The following is a 20979-nucleotide window of genomic DNA, read 5'->3' on the forward strand; positions in this document are numbered from 1 at the left end:
CGCGCACTACTGATCTTTTTTGAAGACTTCGACGATATCGTCTCTACAGTGCTTGCATCCGGGCTCATCCCTGATCATATGCACGCACCAAACCATGCCGTTGCCAAAGCACGTTGGAGATACACATTATTGCGGCTTGCTTTAATGACGACGGCCCTCGCACTTTGCAGTCTGTTGCACTACGCCAAGGCGCAAACATCCGGTGGCCGCGAGGCGACGGAGGCTCATCCCGTGTCGAGTCCCGACGACATCGTCGCCGCGCTGCGCGCGCAATTTCGCCTATCGACTGCCGATTCGTTGAAGATTGCACAAGCCGTCCTCACCGAAGCGGACCGCTATGCGATGTCGCCTGTTCTGCTGTTGTCGGTGATGGCTGTCGAATCCGGCTTCGACCCGCGTGCGGTGAGCGCGGCCGGTGCCCGCGGACTGATGCAGATATTGCCCGCCGCCCATCCGCAGGCATTCGCCAGTGTCGAGGAACTCGACGATCCCATCGTCAATATCCGCATCGGCTCGTCGATATTGCGCGATTACCTCGATGCCTCTGGGGGCGACGTCAACGCCGCGCTGTGGCGGTACAGCGGGGGCGGAAAGGGCTATGCGCGCCGCGTGGTCGTCCGTATGCAGCGTTTTGCTCTATTGCTGCGTACGCAAAAGGAATAACGGCCCGCGCTTCGGTCGTCAACCGCTCGCCTTCGGGGCATGAAATATGCGTAGACCGTCGTGCATCCGTATTGGGAGACCGGCATGGACACGCGGCAAATCGAAGAACTGCGTCCGACGCAGATGACCCACGGCGCGCGCGAGGTGCGGGAAAAAGCGCGCCAATACCGATCGCTGAGCGGCCATGACCTGCAAATGGCCATAGCCGAAAAGCCGATACCGATCGTCTGCGGACCGAAAGGCATACCGTTCGCGATCGATCATCACCATGTGGCGGCGGCGCTGTGGCAGGTTGGCGTGCGCTCGGTTCCGGTCGTGCTGGTGCGGGATCTTTCCTCGTACACGTGGGCGTCGTTCTGGCTCAGCATGGAAAACGAACGATGGACCTTTCCGTATGATGCGCAAGGGGTGCGCCGGCCTTTCTCCGACCTGGCGCAGCACGTCTGGGAACTGAAAGACGACGAATATCGAAGCCTCGCGGCAGCGGTCCGCGATGCCGGCGGCTACGAAAAAACCAATGTCCCGCTGGAAGAATTTCGCTGGGCCGACTTCTTCCGCGCGATGTTGCCGCGGCCCGATAGCGACGAAAAGTTCTCGGCTTTGCTCAAGGAAGCCTTGAAGCTGGCAAAGAGCGACTCGGCATTGGGACTGCCGGGCTATCTCGGTCGAAGGGATTGAGCCGGTGGCTCAACTCAATCGTGAGCCACACTGCCCGCCGTCACCAGAAACTGATCCATCAATGAGATCTTCAGGGGCTTATCCGCGTCGAGCTTCTTCTTCGCGATCACATACTTCCAGCCATCCCCGTCGCCGGGGTTGCGATAGAACGCGACGACCGCCACATAGTTCGTATCGGCGTGCATCGGTTGCGACAGGCTCGCCGACGCCCCCGGATTCAGCACCGATGCCATGCTAGCCTGCAAATCCTGCGCGAGCAGCGTGCGGTCGTTCTTTAGAAGATCCTCGTACGACGCGCCATCGAACACCTTGCGGTCCTTCAACTGATACACGCGCACCGCGACCGATGTCGCTCGACCGGCGTCGTCGGGGTTCAGCGCTTCGCGCGCGGACAGATCGACGTCGAGCACCTTGATCTGCTTGAAAAACACCGCATGATATGCGCTCGACGACGCGTCCGACACGGCTTGCCATGCGCCGCACGCCGACAGCAGCGCAACGGCCGCAACGGCGGAAACGGTAGAACGAAGATTCATCAATAGTCCTTTGGGCGCGTCGTTCATCACGCGGATCGAGTCAGGTACGGATTGGCCGCGGGCTTCGGAAACGCTTGATAAACCCCGAGCGCGACGTTGATCAGGCGTTCGCTCATGGCGGGCAGCACGGTGGTCCAGCCGAGCCGCGGCGCGGGTCCGGCCGATTCCCCGTGGATCGCGGGCAGCGGTGCGACGCGCGACGACATTTCCATATGCAGATGCACGTCGGCCTTCACCCCGACATACAACTGCACGAACGCCATCAACTCGCGATGCAGCCACGCACCCGGCAACAGATCGTGCGCCTGGGCGGCATCGGCCGGCCGCAACGTCACGCGCACCGCCCGGCTGCGATACGCAAGCCGCTTGCCGAGCACATAGCCGCCGCCGAGGCCGCGGCGCGCGCCGTTGTCGTTGGTCGCACCAGCACGAGCGGCCAACGCCGTCAGCGGTTGCGGCTTGCCGACGCGCGCGCGCGCGGGAAAGAACTCATCCACCCGAACATCGACGCCCGGTACCGCGAGCGCGATCACGCCCGCGAGCCCTTCGGGCGTGCGCGTACGCTGGATCAACAGGCCGAGCAACGCGAGCATCCGCGAATCGGGCAAGCCTGCACGTTGCGGCTTGTCGCCCCAGCCGAAGCCGGCGAGGCACAGCAGATTGCGCGAATGCGCATCGCTGCCGCCCGCGCGAAAACTCTCCGGATAGCGGTACTTCTTCCACGCGCGATACAGCAGCGTGACGAAACGGTGATTGAACTGATCGAGAAAGGCTTCGACCACTTCGTGCCCTTCTTCGCGCAGCACGATCTCATCGATCATGTGCGACGGCATCGCCGCGTCGACGCCGTAGAGTCCCATGAAGGTCGTGCGAACCGTCGGCGGCGTGTAAGCGACGAAGGAGTCCGGATCATCGTCGAATTCGACCGCGGCGATCTCGCCCGCCGGAAAACCGGTGCGCGCGCGCGGCCGGAAGCGTACCGGTTCGTGCGCCGGGGTATCGCGCGTGCCGAAGCCTGCATGCTGCGGAACCCGCAATTCGAGCAGCCGGCACAACTGCATGAAGTTCATCCGCGGCGCGCGCGCGAGCAGCGCGGCGACGAGCGGGTCGAGAGTCGGCGGTTCGTTGTGCGCCTCGAAAGCGTTCGCGAATGCATTCATAACGGAGCCCGTTGCGCCTTGCTGCGCGGCCAATCGGTGCGGGTCTGCGACGGCAGGCTCACAATCGATAGCTTCGTGAACAGATTGATCTCCGCATACAGAGCGAAAAAGCGTTGCAGCAATTCGCCGAACAGCATCACGTCGCCCTCGCCCGCGAACGCGTGCGAATCGAGTGTCACCTCGATATGCACGCCGCGCTCGACCGAGCCGCCGGCCACCTCCTCGACTAACTCCTGCGACACCCACAGAATGCCCGCGAGGCGGCGGCGGTTCAGTTCGTCGCTGGTCCAGTCATATAGCGCGAGCGCGCCGCGCAGCACTTCCGCGTTCATCATCGACAGGAAATTCGGCGCGAGATGCGATAGCACACGCCACTGGAAGCGGTCGCCGGTCGGCGGATAGAGCGGCAGCGTCGGCGCGACGAGATTGTTCACGCCGGCGAGGTTCGGCGTGCTCGTCACCAACTCGGCGATGCTCGCTTCGCGCAGGCCCTTGCGTGGCAGCATGCCGTTCGTGCCGGTTACGCGCAGCGACAGGCTTTCCTCGGGCAGCGTATGCATCGTCTCCCAGGCGTGACCGCCGAGCACGACCCACGTCTCATGCAGACCCGCGACGCCGGGCCGCACGCGCGCGTGGAAGTAGCGCTCGGGCGCCTCGTGCCGCAGCATGCCGCCACGATGCCGGAACGTCGCGAACGGCACGTACTCGTAGCGCTCGGCGGTGTCATGATCGAACGCCTCGATCGCATCGACCGAATAGGTCTCGACGTGCTCGCCCTGATGACCAGCGGGCAACACGCGGTATTCGGTTTCGTGATGATCGATCTCGATCGGCTCGGCATCGAGTTCGAACAGGTTGATCACCGGCGTGCAGAAAAGCCGCACGTTTTCCGCGCTGAATCGCTGCTCGGACGGATACGCGCGCTTCAGAACGATCTCCAGTTCGAAGCGCGTCGAGTTGTCCGGCAGCTTCGTCACGTCGAGTCCGCACAGATCGACGAACAGGAATTTCTCGCGAAACGTGAAGTATTCGAGCAGCAACTGGTATCCGGAAAACGCCGCGTCGGCCTTTGGCCACAGCCGCTCGTCGGCAGAGAAACCGGCCGGCTCGATCGTCACGTTGGCGAGCGGCAGCGCTTCGCCATCGCGCACTTCCGGAATGCGCCAGTGGATCGCCTCGACCTCGCGCGTAAGCGCCAGATGCATTGCGAACGCGGTCGGCAGATCGGCATTCAGATACAGCCGCACGCGCGACAGGTCCGTTTCCTTGCGACGCGCGGACTGATCGAGCTCGAAGCCGAGCCGGACGATCGAGCGGCCGTCGTGGCGCACAGTGGGCCCCGCGTGCGTGATCGATAGCGGCTGCAGCGTGACCGGCTGCGTGGTCCGGTACAGACATTGCACGGTCTTCGGCGTCGCGCCCTCGGCGCCTGCCGCGTTCGGCACCGCGATCGGCGCCGAGCGCACCGGCACGCCGGCCGGCACCAGCTCGGTTCGCTGCAGCTTCTCCGCGAGCGGCAACAGCTCGACGATCGACAGCGACGGAATCATCCGCAGATAGTGCGGCCACAGCAGACTCACGAGGCCTTCGGTCAACTCGGGCAATTCATCGTCGAGCTTCTGCTGAAGACGGCCGGTCAGAAACGCAAAACCTTCGTGCAAGCGCTCGACGTAGGGATCGCGATCGCCGACGCGATCGAGATTCAGCATGCGCGCGCGGTCGGGATGCGCGCTCGCGAATTCCTTGCCTGCCTCGCGCAGGTAGCGCATTTCGGCTTCGTAGTAGCGCAGGATGGGGTCGTCGTGTTCCATGCTTGGTGTTCTTGTCAGAAGGTCAACGCCCGCGCCGGGTCCAGCACGATCAGCTCGGCTTGCAGTTCGCCGATGCGGCGCGCGAGCGCGGGTTTGTCGGCGTCCTTACGGTTGCTCAGCGCCTTCAGCGTTCGCAGCAACTGCTGCTTCACCTCGAACACGAGCGCGGGTTCCCAGCGCGTGAGCGGCAGCGAGCGTGCGCTCGTGTCCAGTTCGGTGAACAGTGCGAGCGCGGTGTCCGCGCGACCCGCGTGATCGGCGAGGCGCGCCATCACTAGCCGCCGCAGATAGCGATGACGGTCTGTCTTGAGGCCCGGCAACGCGTCGAGCCACGCGAATGCCGCCCCGATGCCGTCCTGTTCCGCGAGGTCGCGCGCCTGTGCTTCGATCTCGGGCCAGTCGCCGGTCGCTTCGTCGTCGTTGCCGGCCGCTACCGGCAGCGGCACGATACTCTCGCCCGCCTCCAGATTGCGCACCACCGCGTGGCGCGCGATCCATTCGAGGGATACGTCGTCGGCGAACGGCGTGCCGTCGTTGAACGCCAGGCGCTCGATGCCAGGCAAGCGTTCGAGAAACAGCGCGAAATCCCCGCGCAACTGGTCACGCCATGCGCTGTACGGCGCGCCGACGTGATCGAGTGCGACATGCTGGAAATACTGCAGATCGAACCACAGGTGATTGACGCCCTCCAGGAATGCGCCCTCGACGCGTTCGAGCAGCTCATGCCACTGCTTTTGCAGCACGAGCCGCTTCATCTGCTGACGCAGCTCGCCACGCGGCGGCATCAGACGTGTGCGTGATGCCGCATCGACGGGCGGCACTTCGTGCAGCGTGTCCCAGCGAACGGTGCGGACCAGCCGCACAGACGACAGGTAACCGTTCTCCTGGTCGCGTAGCCACAGCGCCATTGAGCGGACCTGGTCGAGCAGGTCGCGCGTCGATGCGATCGATACGTTTGGGCTGCCTGTAAAAGCTGGGCCCGACGCGACGGGTGACGTTGCCGGATCGAGCTCATTACCACGCGACGCTGCGTCGTTCTGCTCGAAGCGCGCGATGAGCGCGGCGAGATTCGGCCGAGCGGCGCCGCTCCACGTGGCCGTACGCGTGACGAGCAGATCCAGCGCGGCGATCGCGCGTTCGAGGTCGGCCGTCGCGAACTCGCCGCGACGCTCCAGCAGTTCGATGACGCGTGTGGTGGCAAGCATGTCGAGCGCGCCCTTCTTCGCCTCGGCGCGCGCGGGGAGCACATTCTCGCCGAAGCGCTCGACGAGCGACGCCGCTAGTTCGAGCCCATCCGCGAAGCCGGAAGGACCGTCCGCGCGCAGACGTGCAACCGCGTAGTAACCGGCGAGACGCAGATCCTTGCCGGTCTCCTTCAGCAACTGCTCGCACGAGCGGACGACCAGGCTGTCGTCGATACCGGAGAGTTTTTGCGTTTCCTCGCGCAACTCGAAGAACAGGTCTTCATAGCCCGGGTCGCGGCCGCAGCCGTGCTCGCCGGGCAGCGGCTGAAGCCATGCGCTCCACGCATCGAGACGCGCGCGTACGCGTTGTTCTTCGTCGCGCGACGGGAACAGCGTCTTCAACAAACTCGACAGCATTTATTCAACCTCCGGCAGCGAACCTTGCGGCAGGCCCACGGCCGCATGCTTCGCCGCGTTGAGCGCCGCGGGCGGCAATGGCGGCGGCAGGTTCGCCTCGGATAGCTTCGGCGCGCTCTTTGGGTTGCCGGTCACGAAGATTCGAGCGGGTAGCTTGAAGTGACGCAGCGAGAGCACTTCGAGCGGGCCCGAGCGAGCCTCGCTGCGCAGCTGTACGCGCAATGGGATGCCCTCGCTCTGGTCGGGCTGCCACGACAGCACATAGCGCGCGGCGTCCTGTTGCGACACCTGAGCGCGTTCGAGTAGACGGATCAGGCCAAAGCGGCCTTGAGCGTCGAGTGCCGAGCGCAAGCCGCCGTGCTCGGTCTGCCATTCGATATGCGACAGGTTTTCGAGCGAATCGCCGGGCCACAGGAATGGCGTCCACCCTTCCTTCTGGTTGAAGTAATGCAGTTCGCGGCCCGACAGCACGAAACGCATGTCGGTGACGCCCGGCGTCGGCACCGCGCGCAATTCGTAGCGCACGTGGGCGTCGCCGGACGGGAACAGCACCGTCGATGCGCGGGTCATTTCGTTCAGTCCGTCGAGGAACGCCGGATCGAGCGTCAATGCGCGGCCGTTTCTCGTGCCCTGCGCGGCGATCCAGCGATCGCCCTGCCGTTCGACCACACCCGCCAGTTGCGTTGTGACGAACTGCGTAATCACGCCGTTGTCGGGGCGCATGAAGCGCGCCATTTCCGGCAGCGATGCGTCGTTGTCGGAGTCCGCGAACGGATAACGGCCGCCGAACGCGCCGTCCCAGTCAGCCACGATCGCCGTGCGCCAGATCTCGTTGAGGCTCGCCGCGGCTGGCTGCATCAGTACCTGCCACGTTTGATCGAGCGGCCCCTGGAACAGCCCGCCGAAGCCGGCCCACCGCTCGCCGAGACTCGCGGCAACGCGGCTTGCGTAATCGCGGCTGTCGGCGATGTCCGAGGTCTTGCCCTGCAGCACCGCCTGCGCGGCGATCCGCGCCATCGCGTCGGTGTCGGGACTCGACACGATCTGCTCGATCTTCAGACGCATCGCGGTCACGCGTTCGAGATAGCGCGCGACGCTGAGATCGCCGGTCGCGGCCAGTTGCGCGGCGGACTTCGCGTTCGCCCTCGTGACGCCGGACGCTAGATCGCTTCCGGCAAGCCGCAGGATCGGCCCGAACGCGACTGCGAGCGGTGCAAGCGGCGGCTGCGTTTGCTTCGACGGATTTTTTTGGTCTGCGCCGACCAGTTGCTGCGCTTTGCTGACCAGCGTGTCCGACAGCGATTGCGTGCGCGCGCCAGTGCCCGCCTGATAGACGATCGCGTTCATCAGCATCACGAGCGGCGAGCGCTGTGGGTCGCCGAGCAGCGTTAGCTGATCGGCGGTGGCGGACAGCGACGGTGCCGATTGCCAGCGCAGGCTGTTCAGGAACCGGCCCCATGCGCGCGCGTAGTCGTCGAAATAGCGCTGACGCAGCTCGGCTTTCAGCGACGACGGCGGCTCGGTTTTGTTTTCGACGTCCGACAGCACCCAGTCGCCCGTGACCTTGCTCTGCTCGCTCGCGTCGTCGATCGCTTTTGCGATGCGCTCCTCCCACGCGGCGCGCGTGAAGACGCCGGGGACCGTGGCCGTGGTGCCGAACAAACCGCGGCTCGATGTGTCGCCGAGCAGCGTCGCGAGCGGCACGGGCGGGTATTTGGCTTTGGCGTCGTCGAGGATCTGCTGATAGACCGCGTCGGTCGAGTTCTGGATGCCACGCACGCCGATGATCGTTTGGCGCGTCGCCGAGATCAGACCGCTGTCGGCGACGCTCGCGAGCGACGAGCCGCTTGTCGAGGCACGCTGGCCTAGATGATTCGCGAAGAAGGCGATGGTGTGCTGACGCAGGTCCTCCCATGCGCCGGCCGACAGCGGCGAATTGGCGGGACGCGCGGGTGCGGACGTCGCGGCGAGCTGCGGTGCGAGGAAGGCCGCGACCGCGCGTTGGGGCCTGGCGAGCATCATGTAGGTCTGCAGCGTGTCGTAGGCGGCCTGCACCTCGCCACTGCCGCCGCTTGCAATCTCGGCGTCGGTCAGTGACGCAACCCGATGCAGCCGCGCCTCCAGCTCCTCGCGGATCGGGCCGACGAGAATGCGGCCGGCGGCGTTTTCATAGCTGGGCCATAGGGCGTCGAGCAACGCGGCGTCGCGGTTCAGGCCGAAGCGTGCGAGGCGTGGGGCGCCGTCACGCTGGTGAGATTCGAGCGTGTCGATCTGCCTGTCGAGTGTGTCGAGCGTTTGCATCGATCGGCTTGGGTCGTGTGCTTTCGCGAGCTTCGTTAGCGTATCGGCGGCGGTGTGGATCGTTGTGCGGTTCGTGAAACCCGAGATCATCGTGCCGGTGATCCATAGCGCGATCGCCGCGGAGGCCGTCCACGCGACGGTGGTCGATAGCGAGAAGCCGATGCGGTGACCGTGGAGCTTGCGACTGTGGTCGGCGATGGTTTGCCAGAGCGTGCGGTTTAGGGGGGTGATGCGTTCCGCTTCGGGGTATTCGTCTGCGTTGTCTTTGTCGTCGTCAGGGGTCGCGGGCGGGGCTAGTTCGCGCTCCTTGAAGAGCGGCGCGAACAGAAGGCCGTGGACGGCCTGGCGCCAGTACCTCGAATGCGCGGTCTGCGCGACCAGTCCCGACAACGCGCTGGAATGCCTTTCGATATGTTGCGACAACTCCGCCGGATAGCGATCGTGTTTGTCGTCGGCGAGGCGAAGGACGCCGGCGTCCGCGAGGCGGCGCGTGAGGTTTTGTAGCGAGTCGTCGATGTGGGCCGCATGCACTCGGGCGTTCGACCACGTTAGGCCGATCGCTTCGTCGTCGCCCTTCGGTTCGGTGCTGAAGTCCGTTACGTTGAGCAGATAGGCAGGCGCAGACCAGCGCAGTGCACGCGCGTGGCACGCGAGGCGTTGGGCGAGCGCGTCGGCGTCGAAGGGGGAGTTGGCTGAGCTGCGGTTGCGGGTTATCGCGACGATTGCGTCGATCGGCCGGCGGCGGCGCAGGCGGCGGATTTCGGTGAGCCAGGTGGTATCGAGGGTCGTGCTGGTTTGAGCTGCGTAGAGCAGGACTGTGTTGCCGGTGATGGCGTAGCCGGTTTCGGCGAGGCCGGGAGCGAGGCGTTTTACCAGGGGGAGGTCGCCGGTTAGCAGGAGCCAGCGGTCGCGGTAGCGCCAGTGGCGGCCGTGGAGGGCGCGGAGCGCTTCGCGCAACGCAACAATATTTTCCGGTGCAGTGAAATGCGCTAATGCCGGGTCTTCGCTCGCGCCTCGTGCTCGCTTATTTTTCGAATCGTAGCGGGCGAACCACTGCGTCGCGCGCATCGATGCGATCCAGAGCACGACGGCCTCGAAGTACTTCACGAGCATCAGCGCGATGAGCATGCCCGAGAGCAGGCACAATTCGATAATAATTCGTGTCTCTTGCGTCCATCCGTGCGCCGGACCTTCTAGCCAGACAGTCAGACCCAGCGCAACGAATAGAATGCAAATGCCGATGCCGATAAAAAGGGCTACGGGTTCAGACTTGTGCTCACTCATGCTTGTTTTCTGCACACCAGCGCGATCAGGTCGCGGTTTTCCTGCGTAAGAACGAGTTGGGGATCGCCGGTTCGCGCGGCGAATTCTGCTGCGAGTGCGGTGGCTAACCATCCCCCCGCCTCTCCGCAATCCCCAACGGTGGTTCTCAAGTCAATCCGGGATTTGTTTCCGTCGATTTGGGACGATGACCTGATTGCGACCTCCATATCCGGTGAAATTCCGTGACTCCAGAGAGCGCCAACATTCGCCGACGTGGCTTTTCCCCAACGCATCGCGTTTTCGAGCGTCTCGCCTATGGAATTGGCCCGACCACGTGCGGGGCGATGTAACAGCAACGCACTGGACTCCGGCTTCTTCTCAGCGATGATTGAATGTCCCAACAGTAATGCGACGCCCGCCTCAGCATCACCGTCCTGCAAGCGCTCGCTTACAGCTTCGCGCAATTGAACCGCGACCAGCAGATGAACGACACCCGGCCTCATGCTGTCGAGTAGCGCATCCGTACGGAACACCGAGGACGGCTCTGTCGACGGTTTTGCGATCATTCGCAAACCCGGGAACTTGCCGATGACAAGTTTCTCGAGTCTGTCGGAAACGTCGATGGTCTCGAGGGCGCAGTACGAAACTGCTTCAAAATGAAGCGTTGTGCCCGCAGAAAGAGCTGCGAACTGCGGCGACAGATCTTCGATCAACTCGGCCAGAAGCCAGTTGCAGACCACACGATGGCGGGAATATTCCGTGAGTTCGTTTCCGGAATGGACCTCCTGATTCGGGATTTCTATCCAGCGTGCGTCAACATCGGTATTCGGCTTGGCTCCGCTTGTCCGAGTTTTCAACCTAAGGCTACCATCGACAACACCCTGAACATCATTCTCATCGCGATTAGCCGAGAAACGCCACGTATGACCTATCAGCGCGAGTGGCACGCTGGCAACGGCGTGGCATCTTTCCATCTCGCAGTCGCTCACGTGATTCACCGCCAGTGCCTCACTGCGTCGCGCATGTAGATAACCAAGACGGAGGCACAGCAAAAATGTCCATGAAAGCATCGGATAGCCGACTAGACAGAACCAAAACCAGATCGGATTGGTTGATCTGCCTTGCGGCCAAAGAACAAGTGTTAGTGCGGCACCAAAACAAAGGAGGACGACTAGAAGCGCAGTCCAAACCAGTTTTGATAGTTGTGGAGGCGCCGGTACAGCCATCCGCGGCGGTACGCGAGCGAAATCGATTGGCATTCGTTTATCTGACTGTCGCACCATCCGAAAGGGCAATGAGGACGCTTCCGCACTGAGTCTTGTCTCCATCTCGTGAAAGCGGTGTGCCACCATCCTTGATGCTGCTGCTTCCCTCCACGATTGTGTTGTCGCCGTGAATTGGACAGGAGACGAGATCTCCGACGCGGGCCGCGCGGCGCCCCTTGACTTTGATTCGATCCGAGCCGGTTAGGATTTTTCCTCCGTGACTCGTGCTGTCGCCTTCGTATGCTAATTTTTTCATTCAGTTCATCTGCACAATTAGATGTAGTCAAAAAATTTGTCGCGCCGTCCTAATGCAAATCGAAATCAGAAGGCAAGGCCTGGTTTATTCCATCAAAGACCCCTTCTTGGAAAAGCTTTTGTACCTCGAAGCTCGACACTCCCTATCAAAAATAACCTGTCCATTCTTTAACACGTACAACCGTCCCCATCAAACCGAAGTACAACTTATGTATACACCGTATTTGCAAACCACGCATGCTGCTCTCCCAGATGCCGGAAATTGCGAATATTTTATTAGGGGGAGCGTCTATTTCTGGATACACAAACACATGGCTCTTTTCCATACTTATATTTCACGCATCATTCACTTGGACGATAATTAATTTTTTTGCACTATCATACAGATGATAAGTATATCGATCCCGAGAAAATGCCCTCTGCCTGAGCAGATTCAAAAAATGAAGTCACTTTATTATATCGATCCAGACCATCAGCGTAGCTATTCTGTGCGCATTCACAATCTCTGTGCCACCCGAACGTCCTAGTTATCGATGCCGTCTACCGTGGCGAGTGTTGTTATCCCTCTGAATGCTCGAGGGCTGAACTGCTGATACGTCCCGTCGTCGCATGTATGGTTGGAAATCGTCTTTCCATCCCTTTTAACATAAATTCCACTCGGAAATCCTTGATATAGCACATATTGATAGTGGCCAGAGTTGAATTTTAGATGCGTAAAATTCACACTCCCCTCACGGATATCACTCAACGAAAACCATTTTCGAGGAGAAAATGGTTTTTTCGGGAATTCTATTTCCATTTTATCTGCCTTTCCAAAACGATACTGCACATACCCGTTGTCAGGCGAGACATTTCCTGACGCGCAGATCGACATTATCTTTCCATTGGTTTGACAACTGAAATAAACCTCCTCTTGAGGATAACAAAGCGTAACCTCGTCAGCCCTCACACCAATACCAAACAAAATTAATCCAGCAACGAAGATTCTCTTTACAAACCTGATCAGATTGCAATCCGTAATCAATTGAAATCTCCTTTTCTCCATATTTCATTGAGATTGGCAACACGCTCCGCGTAACTATAGAGATAGATTTTGATAATCCGGTCGACAGTTTTCGAAATCCATTCTCTTTACTGAAATGTCCGCGCGTCCAAACTGTCTCAGGCGTCGTTTGACGTGATCGCAACACAAAGAGCAAGCAGTTTCACCGGTGCTGGGTGCAACCAACAGCACAGCCGGATTTGCCATGATTTTTCTTATTTGGAAGCCATAAGACTGTCGTCGCCTCAATGAAATCATTTGTAGCCCCATTCGACAAGCTGACGTCTTACCGCTGATGCGTTCCTATATTTGTAAGTTACCCGTTTCCCTTCACGGGTGCCGTCGAAACCAACGCCGAAACGTTTTGTCAGTACGCTGTCCTCTTTCAACTTCGTCAATAAGCCGCCGGCCTTTTCGATCTGTTCGTCGTAGACAAATACCTGATAGATGCTTCCGCCAGTTCCGATGGACGGACTGTCAGCAGCCCATGTCACTATGATGAAAAGCTTCTTCGGCCTTCTTCCACTCACAAACACGCTTTTGATTTCCGGGCTGACTCCGCCCTCTGCTTCATACAGATCGACCGGAATACGCCCTGTTTCCGTAGTACCTGTTAGATATGCTCGTACTCCGTCTCCGTCCTGGCTCGGCGCCGCACAGAACTCTATAGTCGTTCCATCGCCCAAAAAGGGGATGTGGTAGCTCTTTTGTTCGATCGCACTTGATATACTCGGACAGAAAAAAGTTAGACACAAACTCAGAATGAACGCGTGCACAAACGTTGCTGAAACGAAGCTTCTCATCGACTAATCTCACTGAAAATTCCGTTGTCCCATATGATATGGAAGTTGTTTTTTCGCGCGCGGTAGCTGTCCGTGTGAAGATTTATAATTTTTGTTATCCGATCGACTACGTCATCGGTGTGCCCCATGTCAGCTATCTCTGGCAGATGGCTGGAAATCCAGAAGTAGATTGCTGAACGCACCGCGTATCTCATTTCCGATATCAAATCAGGGTTAGCAATGAAATCAACGTCGTCGCGCGCCCACAAAGTCGGATAAAAACTCTGGAAGCCAGCATAATTGGCTCTTCCGGTAAGTTGCTTGAGTCCTCTGCCTCTGAACCGCCAACCGTCACCACTCGCGATGGAACCATTTCCAATTTTGTTCGCGTAGGCACGGTTTGCTATTTCTTCTGGCTGAGCCAAGTGCGACGCAGTTCTTCCATACAACTCAGCTTCGTCCGGATGTGCTGAGAAATATGAAAACTTTTGTGACAATACGTACGACCGATAGTTGAGATTCTCCGAAGTGTTAAGAGCGGTGCCTGCCTCTTGCCGGATTTGGGCAAAGAAGTGTGACAGCCGGAGTGGAGAACCAAGCTTGTAGTCCTCCAAGCGGGGATTGAGTTCATCCGCCACAATCTGCAACTGATCGGTCGATGCTTCTGTAAAGATGCGCTTAAGCATTTCAACGGTGACCTGGCCAGGGACACGAAGAAAATTCCCCACCAACCCAATCGGATGAATATGAAACACATTCGACGCAGGGAAGTCAGCCAGCCCGGCCTTGACCGCATCCCACCAGACCAGCTTCTCAATCCGCCTCTGTTCCTCGACATGCTCCGGCTTCGGCCCCGTGCGCTGCTCAATGGCAGCAATCAACTGCTTCCACTTGTCCGGATTCGCCCACTCGCTCTCGTGCTGAATAATCAGCCTCGACATGCGCAGCGCCGTCCATGGGTCGCTCGATGCGTTACGCAGGTCATCGGCCGCCTGCGCGCGGTCACCGGCCAGCTTCAGCGCCTGGTAAATCGATGTCATCAGCGGACTGAGCTTGCCCAGAGAACCCACGTCCGGCACGTCTGCACCGATCGAATAGTCGACAAACCCGTTCGTCGTCGCGAACAACGTATGCGTCGGATCATGCGCGTCGTCCAGCGTCTTGAAGTCCACCCATTTCTGGGCAAACTCCCGCGTTACCGTCCCGCCCGCAAAGCTCTGTTCCCGCACCCAGCCATCAATCGGCTGATGACGGACATCCGCGCTGTCAATCTTCCACCAGCGCCGCTTGTCGCCATCGCTCCCAGCCACTGTCTCGATGTACTGACGATCCGCACTTCCCTTCGCAAGCGCACCTAGTGGAAAGACTTCGATTACACCAGTCTGTGGGGCTTGAGCCCCTTCCTCATCGTGCCGCTTGTACAAGGTCGTCCCACTATCGATCCGCTGAATCGTTGGCTCGCTGGGAAGGACCAACTGCTGCCACGCACTGACATGAGCGCCGTTCTGCCTGATCCAGGCACGCCCGGCGTCGATGAATGACTTGACGCTGTCGTCACAAAAGACTTCGATGTGCACCATCCGGTTGCCGGAAGTCTGCTGGGACAACGAATCGTAGCGCCCAAGATGGCCGATCAGTTCCCCCGCCTTCACCGGGACCACTTCGGACGGGCTAGACAACACGACTACCCCGTCTAGTGAAGAATCTGGCATCACCTCCTTGACTACCGGACCACCGTGTTCTTCCCCAAGAAACATCCATCCGCCCACTGCCGGATGAGCGACGCCACCTGCGGTCCCCGGAAAGGGCGATACACCGCTCGCATCTTTAATCAGCCCCCAGTTGCCATCGCGTTTTCCAACGCTAACCTGCGCCCCGTGCGGGAGGATGCAGAGCACCTTGCCATGCGGCTTTGATACCCGGACTCGCAGCCCCCGCTGATCGGCGGGTGCCGACTGGCCACCTGACCCGATTGCGGGACGGTCCTGCGCATAGGTGGTCACCTCGAAGCGCGGCGCCCAGTACTTCGGTCTGGGAAGATGCGCGTCGTTCTCGTAGTCCGCAAAGTCCTGCAGATGTGCGTACAGGCTGTAAAAGGTCAGTTTCCTGTCTTTGGGAAACTCCATTGAATGGCGCACCAATGCGAAACCCGTGCTGTACGGTGCACTGATCGCAGGCTGCCCGTTTCGCGCAGGAATTTCACTTATCGGGTAGATGCGATCGACGCGCCATGCCACCACTTCGCCATCCGCGATACAGCGCACCCCGCCCTTCAGATCCAGTGATGCGCCTGCGCCCGCTTCGGTCACGTGTATTCCGCCGTGCCACATGCCTTTGCCGCTGACCGCGTAGGCGCCGGAAGGCTCCCGCCTCAACAGTTGGTGAAACTCATGCTCATCTATAAAGTCTGCAGGCGGCCCATCCGTGCCTTGGGCCTTCTTGCGAAACGGATACGCAAAAGCAAGCAGTTTCACGGGCGTGCTGGGTGGATTCGACGGTCGAGTCATATTTGCCATGATTGTGCTTATTCAGAAAACCCGAAATTCATGTTTCCCTCGACGTCTTGAAGGGGTGCAGCAGGCCAGCGTGGGAAGGTGAAATTGCCCTGCGCGGAACCTTCGACATCTAGACCGCCCTTGACCTGGACTTCGCCTGGACTCGCGATCTCGATCTTTCCGTTGGCGATCTTTAGATACGCGCCTGCCCCATCACCGAGCGTGATGCCCTTCGACCCAGTAATGATCACTTCGCCTGTTGACGAGCTGACCGCAACGTTGGTAAGCGCCATCAATTCGAGCGCATCACCCTGAGCTTGAATCTGGACTTTTCCCTTTGCCGCGAACAGCCGGATGCCGAGCTTCGCGGCAAACAACGAAATCGCCTCCCCCGCCGCCGCAGTGATCCTCCTGAGCGCGCCAAAGTCGATTCCTCCACCTGCTGTAACGAACATTTGCTTTGCCGCGGCCAACTGCATATGCTCACCACTCACCAGACCAACGCCTTCAGGTGCGCTCGCCACGATCACCGGCTTCCGTAGTTTTGCGATCTTCTGCTCGACGAGCGAACGTTGCTGATCGACTTCGGCCAGCAACGCCTGCGCGGCTCTTGCTGAATCATTGAGAGAGCGCAGGACTTGCTCCGCTTGCTGGAGCGTTGCGTCCGCGTTAGGCATCGTGAGCTGCTCGCCCGTAGCACCGGGCTGTGCTTCGGCGCTAAGCAACACGCCTTTCGCCGCCCGGGCTGACAGATATCCATCTGTCCTCAGCTCGGCGCCGTGACCCCGCTCCCTCCTCTCCCCATCAACCATATGCCCCAGATTAAGCTCACTAGTCTGAAACGGCGTAGCCAGATGGATATGCTCAACCCCTTCCTTATCCTCCATCCGCAGCTCATTCTGCGCCGCGGTCCGAACGATATTGCGAGTGTTGTTGAGGTTATTGACGAGATCCGGATGCAAACTGTCGTGCATCGCCCCGATGATCACCGGCCGATCCGGATCCCCAGCGGTAAACACGATCGCCACTTCCGCCCCATCGATCAACGGAAAGTGATGCCCATAACCATCTCCGCTATACGGCTTCGCGAACCGCACCGGTCGGCTCGTTCCACCCGGGCTCCACTGGTCGAGGTCGAACGGCAGCACGATCACATACCAACCTTGCTCGGTCAGATACGCATACTTATAGTTGCCAGGCGACGTAACCCGTGCCGGCAAGATCCCATCGATGGCAGGCCGAGAAATCGACGTCATTGAAGTCCGCCACACTCGATCGGACGGGATCCCTTCGAATGTCACCTGATACGCGTGGTCACGAGCGCCCCGTGACTTCACTGAAGTCACGAAGATTCCGTGCCTCGCATCGGCTGGATTCGGATGGATCGACATGACCTCACCAGCCTCGAGCCAGAACGGATTCCCCGTGCCCGTAAAAGCAACCTGAGCGGCCAGATGCGCCTCATGCCGCAACTGGGCAATTCGCTGCCCCTCTTCAGGTGTTTCGTAGTGCTCGCCCCAGTGGTAGTCGACCCCGTTCGTCGTGCTGTCGCCGCGTACTGTGTTCTCGTCGACAAGCAACGACACACCGGCCTGGCGATGGTTATAGTCATGCAGCCGCACCGCTTCGGTCACTCGCCGCGTTCGCCGCTTGAGCGAGGTGATCGCATCCGCGCCGACACTCTCGAGCCCCGAATCGCGCCGCAACGGCACGGTTCGCTGCTTGCGTGCGTACGCATCGAGATCGTCGCCGAATACGATCATCGCGCGGTCTTTCTTCTGCTCCCACCGGAACCACATTCCTTCCCGCGCGCAGAGCCTCTGAATGAATCTGAAGGTCGTCTCGTGATACTGCGTGACGTACTCATGGCGCTTGTACTGCCCACGCAACTGAAACACGAAGTCAACCCCGCTGCGATACCCGTAGTGGCGTAACGTATCGGTAATGATTTCCTCGACCGACTGTTTCTGAAACAGCCGGCTCGTCACACCGCGATCGAGATCGGCGAGTTTCGGTTCCAGCACGACCCGATAGCGCGTTTCATCAACCGAGGTGTCGAACTCGTCGAACTGCGTCACGATGCCGTGAATCGTGTGCGCGGGCGGCCTCGCGCTGAACCGCCCGGCGTTCTCGCCAAACATCTTGCGCAGATAGTCGATATCCGGATCTCCCGGTTCAATGGCGAACCGCGCCGGACGTCCCAGCACCTGATCCATCGGAATACCCGCTACCGGGCTTGTGAATTCGATCTCGTACTTGTACAACTGGCTGACCTGATCGACACCACTGAATCTCAAGACGGAGAACGGCGCGGGATGCGGCGCCAGCTTCAATTCATAAGCCTGCAACGGCGATACCATCGACATGGAATTCCTCTTGAATGCGCAGCGTCACGACGTCGCCGGAGGCAACCGCTAACGACCGCTCTGGCAACTCCCCCGAAAACTCTTGCAAAAAACTCCCGCTCAGTTCTTCGCCTTCGGCATCTGCGACACCAATGACAGACCGATATCCATGCCCTCGACCTGGAAGTGCGGGATGATGAAGAGCTTGATGCGGAAGAAGCCCGGGTTGTCGTCGATGTCTTCGACCGTCACCTTCGCTTCACGCAGCGGGTGCGACGCCTGCAACTCATCACCCGGATCCTTCATCTCGGTCACGAGACCCTTGATCCAGTTGTTGAGCTCGAGTTCCAGCAGCCGTCGATCCTTGGTCGTTCCAATGTTTTCTCGCTGAATCAGCTTCAGGTAATGCGCGATGCGCGATAGCAGGAAGATGTAAGGCAACCGCGCGTTGATGCGGCTATTGGCAGTCGCTTCCCTAGTCTCGTACAGCGCCGGCTTCTGTGTCGAATTCGCCGAGAAGAAACACGCGAAGTCGTGGTTCTTGTAGAACGACAACGGAATAAAGCCGAGATTCGCAAACTCGAACTCGCGCGTTTCCGGAATCAGCACCTCCGTCGGGATTTTCGGCTGCACGCCAGTGCCGAGGTCATACAGGTGGACCGGCAGGTCCTCGACTTTGCCGCCCGCCTGCGGACCACGAATCTGCACACACCAGCCGTTGTTCACGAAGCTACGGGTCATGTTCGCCGCAAACGCGAACGACGCATTCACCCACAGATAGCGGTCGTGGTCCGGGCCCTTCACCGCTTCCTCGTAGTTGAACGCGCGCACAGGCGTCGTGTCCTTTCCGTAGGGCAGACGACCAAGCACGCGCGGCATCGTCAAGCCGACGTAGCGTGCGTCGTCCGTATCGCGGAAGCTCTTCCACTTGATGTACTCGGCACGATCGAAGTAGTTGCCGATATCCTGGATCGCCGCGACTTCTTCCATTGACTTCTTGCCGAAGAACGCCGCGCCGACCGAGCCGATGAACGGCATGTGCGCCGCCGCCGCGACCTTCGAGATATTGCGCAACAAAGCCACGTCCTGCGGCGAATTCGCAAACTCGAAGTCACTGATCAGCGCGCTGATCGGCTGGCCGCCCGGCGTGTCGTATTCCTCGACATACGTGAGGCGATACATGCCGCTCTGGATCAGCTCAGGCGTGTCTTCGAAATCACGTTGCAGTGCATCTTTCGACACATCGAGCACCTCGATACGCGCGTTCTTGCGGAAATCCGTGCGCGACACCAGCATCTTCAAACCACGCCAGCGGCCTTCGAGCGCCTGGAACTCGGGCGTGTGCAGCACAGCATCGAGCTGGCGGCTGATCTGACGATCGAGCTGGCCGATATGAAAATCGAGCAGCGATTTGTCGAGGCGCTCGACCGGCTGGCTCGATTGCGCAACGAGCTCGAGAAACGCGCCGATGCCGCGCGCGATGCGCTCGTCGGCCGACGCCTCGGACAGCATGTCGTTGTCGCGGAACGCCTCGAGCGGGCGCGCCTCTGAAACGGGCTTCAGGTTGATCTTGTTGCACAGCGACGCGTAAACGCTGTCGCTGGCGAACGACGCGTCCTGAGCGGCATCCAGCACAACGGTCTCGGTCGCGCCCTGACGCGATTCATTCTGTTCCATTTGTATTCCTGTCTGCGTTTTTGCAGCGATGTAGTTGCAAGGCAGCGAAGGACCTTCTTCGCCCCTTCCCCCGGCTTCAGGCATGGCCTTCCGGCCGGGTCGCGGCCGTCGCGATCTGCGCGAGCTCGCCGCGCAGCCTGTCCGACAGACGCTTGTCCTTCAGGACCTTTTCGAACTCGCGGCGGAACGTGCCGTTGTCGAGCAGATTCGACTTCAGGTCACGCAGCAGATTGCGCATCGCCAGCAGCGCCTGCAACTCGGGAATCTGACGCGCCACCTGCTCCGGCTCAAAGTCCTTTATCGCGCGGAACGCGAGCTTGACCGGCAACTCGGACCCGTCACCGGCGAGCGTATTCTCGGCGGCGATCTTCAGGTCCGGGGCGTAATCGGCCAACACGGCGTCGAAGTTGTTCTTGTCGATGTTGACCTTCGTGCGCTCAGCCAGCGGCGCCTGCTCGCGTCCCGCGCTGAAATCACCGGCGACCAGCAGCTTCAGAGGCAGCTCGACCTTCTTCTGGGCGCCGCCCGTGTGCAGGTCCAACGTGATTGAGACGCGACTCTTCGGTATTTCGCGCTGAAAGCTGTCCATACGTATTCCCCATGTAGTCCGATTCGATGCGCCCGCAGATCTCGCACTGTCCGACGCGGCGGCTCCCTTCGCGCGAATATCCGGGGGCGCGAATAAATAGATATACGCGACTCACAACGGATTGCGACGACACCCTTCTTCAAGGCTTCGACGCGCGCGACTTTTTTAATGCCACCAATATTAAAGCAGATGTATTGTCGCGACGTCAAAGCCTATTGATAACTCAAAAACAGACAAAATGTGAAAAAGAGTGAAGCAATTCCTGATTCTGAATTATCTGACTACAGCGCCGCTGTCAGCCCATATACTTCCTTGCGCACGTTCAGTGAGGAACCCTCGTCCCGACGGCTGCTCCACGAGTTGAGCGGGAACGAACAATTTCCCGAATTTGTTAATTTAGCTTGCATAGTTTTTAACGCTATCCCAATTAAATATCGCCTCCTCAGGATAAATGCATCCCACATCTCAATATAAAATGTTTGAACTTTTGTGATATTTTTAATTTTGATATAAATA

15 protein-coding genes are annotated in these 20979 nt (G+C 59.8%); 2 read left to right on the plus strand and 13 right to left on the minus strand.

Annotated elements, in window-relative coordinates:
• The first annotated feature begins 48 nt into the window (after nt 1–48).
• The gene (locus ACLFKU_RS13285) at nt 49–663 is read left to right on the plus strand and encodes a transglycosylase SLT domain-containing protein (protein WP_410849393.1); all 615 of its coding nucleotides are present in this window, start codon (nt 49–51) and stop codon (nt 661–663) included.
• An 84-nt stretch (nt 664–747) separates the two neighbouring features.
• Complete coding sequence (locus ACLFKU_RS13290) at nt 748–1341, plus strand: ParB-like protein (protein WP_410849394.1); 594 nt, start codon at nt 748–750, stop codon at nt 1339–1341.
• A gap of 14 nt (nt 1342–1355) precedes the next feature.
• Here ACLFKU_RS13290 and tssJ read toward each other — a convergent pair whose 3' ends face one another.
• From tssJ to tssB, 13 genes are all read right to left on the minus strand, one after another.
• The gene (gene tssJ / locus ACLFKU_RS13295) at nt 1356–1877 is read right to left on the minus strand and encodes a type VI secretion system lipoprotein TssJ (protein ID WP_410849395.1); all 522 of its coding nucleotides are present in this window, start codon (nt 1875–1877) and stop codon (nt 1356–1358) included.
• A 26-nt stretch (nt 1878–1903) separates the two neighbouring features.
• Entirely contained in the window at nt 1904–3037 is a 1134-nt protein-coding gene (tssG, locus tag ACLFKU_RS13300; protein ID WP_410849396.1) for a type VI secretion system baseplate subunit TssG, read from the minus strand.
• Nucleotides 3034–4848 (minus strand): type VI secretion system baseplate subunit TssF, encoded by a 1815-nt coding sequence (gene tssF / locus ACLFKU_RS13305; RefSeq protein ID WP_410849397.1) that lies wholly within the window; start codon nt 4846–4848, stop codon nt 3034–3036. Before tssF ends, tssG begins: the two co-directional genes overlap by 4 nt.
• Nucleotides 4849–4862: 14 nt before the next feature.
• Complete coding sequence (gene tssA / locus ACLFKU_RS13310) at nt 4863–6449, minus strand: type VI secretion system protein TssA (protein ID WP_410849398.1); 1587 nt, start codon at nt 6447–6449, stop codon at nt 4863–4865.
• A complete protein-coding gene (locus ACLFKU_RS13315) occupies nt 6450–10034 on the minus strand; it encodes an ImcF-related family protein (protein ID WP_410849399.1) in 3585 nt (1194 codons plus the stop codon).
• Entirely contained in the window at nt 10031–11011 is a 981-nt protein-coding gene (locus tag ACLFKU_RS13320; RefSeq protein WP_410849400.1) for a hypothetical protein, read from the minus strand. Before ACLFKU_RS13320 ends, ACLFKU_RS13315 begins: the two co-directional genes overlap by 4 nt.
• Nucleotides 11012–11276: 265 nt before the next feature.
• Nucleotides 11277–11534, minus strand: a complete 258-nt coding sequence (locus ACLFKU_RS13325) for a PAAR domain-containing protein (protein WP_368587909.1) — start codon at nt 11532–11534, stop codon at nt 11277–11279.
• 522 nt (nt 11535–12056) lie between these two features.
• On the minus strand, nt 12057–12557 hold the full coding sequence (locus ACLFKU_RS13330; RefSeq protein ID WP_410849401.1) for a hypothetical protein: 501 nt from the start codon (nt 12555–12557) through the stop codon (nt 12057–12059).
• A 272-nt stretch (nt 12558–12829) separates the two neighbouring features.
• Nucleotides 12830–13378: a hypothetical protein gene (locus ACLFKU_RS13335; RefSeq protein WP_410849402.1), complete on the minus strand. Its 549-nt coding sequence runs from the start codon at nt 13376–13378 to the stop codon at nt 12830–12832.
• Nucleotides 13375–15831: a glycoside hydrolase family 19 protein gene (locus tag ACLFKU_RS13340; protein ID WP_410849403.1), complete on the minus strand. Its 2457-nt coding sequence runs from the start codon at nt 15829–15831 to the stop codon at nt 13375–13377. Before ACLFKU_RS13340 ends, ACLFKU_RS13335 begins: the two co-directional genes overlap by 4 nt.
• 50 nt (nt 15832–15881) lie before the next feature.
• Nucleotides 15882–18218: a type VI secretion system Vgr family protein gene (locus tag ACLFKU_RS13345; RefSeq protein WP_410849404.1), complete on the minus strand. Its 2337-nt coding sequence runs from the start codon at nt 18216–18218 to the stop codon at nt 15882–15884.
• Nucleotides 18219–18317: 99 nt separating this feature from the next.
• The gene (tssC, locus tag ACLFKU_RS13350; RefSeq protein ID WP_410849405.1) at nt 18318–19874 is read right to left on the minus strand and encodes a type VI secretion system contractile sheath large subunit; all 1557 of its coding nucleotides are present in this window, start codon (nt 19872–19874) and stop codon (nt 18318–18320) included.
• A gap of 76 nt (nt 19875–19950) precedes the next feature.
• Entirely contained in the window at nt 19951–20463 is a 513-nt protein-coding gene (gene tssB, locus ACLFKU_RS13355; RefSeq protein WP_368587150.1) for a type VI secretion system contractile sheath small subunit, read from the minus strand.
• Nucleotides 20464–20979 lie beyond the last annotated feature (516 nt).

This window comes from Paraburkholderia sp. EG304, from assembly GCF_046543485.1.
Taxonomy (GTDB): Bacteria; Pseudomonadota; Gammaproteobacteria; order Burkholderiales; family Burkholderiaceae; genus Paraburkholderia; species Paraburkholderia youngii.

Excerpts from the sequence above, each read along its gene's own strand:
- ACLFKU_RS13290 (WP_410849394.1), top strand. The coding sequence starts at position 748 with ATGGACACGCGGCAAATCGAAGAACTGCGTCCGACGCAGATGACCCAC.
- tssJ (WP_410849395.1), bottom strand. The coding sequence starts at position 1,877 with ATGAATCTTCGTTCTACCGTTTCCGCCGTTGCGGCCGTTGCGCTGCTG.
- tssG (WP_410849396.1), bottom strand. The coding sequence starts at position 3,037 with ATGAATGCATTCGCGAACGCTTTCGAGGCGCACAACGAACCGCCGACT.
- tssF (WP_410849397.1), bottom strand. The coding sequence starts at position 4,848 with ATGGAACACGACGACCCCATCCTGCGCTACTACGAAGCCGAAATGCGC.
- tssA (WP_410849398.1), bottom strand. The coding sequence starts at position 6,449 with ATGCTGTCGAGTTTGTTGAAGACGCTGTTCCCGTCGCGCGACGAAGAA.
- ACLFKU_RS13315 (WP_410849399.1), bottom strand. The coding sequence starts at position 10,034 with ATGAGTGAGCACAAGTCTGAACCCGTAGCCCTTTTTATCGGCATCGGC.
- ACLFKU_RS13325 (WP_368587909.1), bottom strand. The coding sequence starts at position 11,534 with ATGAAAAAATTAGCATACGAAGGCGACAGCACGAGTCACGGAGGAAAA.
- ACLFKU_RS13335 (WP_410849402.1), bottom strand. The coding sequence starts at position 13,378 with ATGAGAAGCTTCGTTTCAGCAACGTTTGTGCACGCGTTCATTCTGAGT.
- ACLFKU_RS13345 (WP_410849404.1), bottom strand. The coding sequence starts at position 18,218 with ATGTCGATGGTATCGCCGTTGCAGGCTTATGAATTGAAGCTGGCGCCG.
- tssC (WP_410849405.1), bottom strand. The coding sequence starts at position 19,874 with ATGGAACAGAATGAATCGCGTCAGGGCGCGACCGAGACCGTTGTGCTG.
- tssB (WP_368587150.1), bottom strand. The coding sequence starts at position 20,463 with ATGGACAGCTTTCAGCGCGAAATACCGAAGAGTCGCGTCTCAATCACG.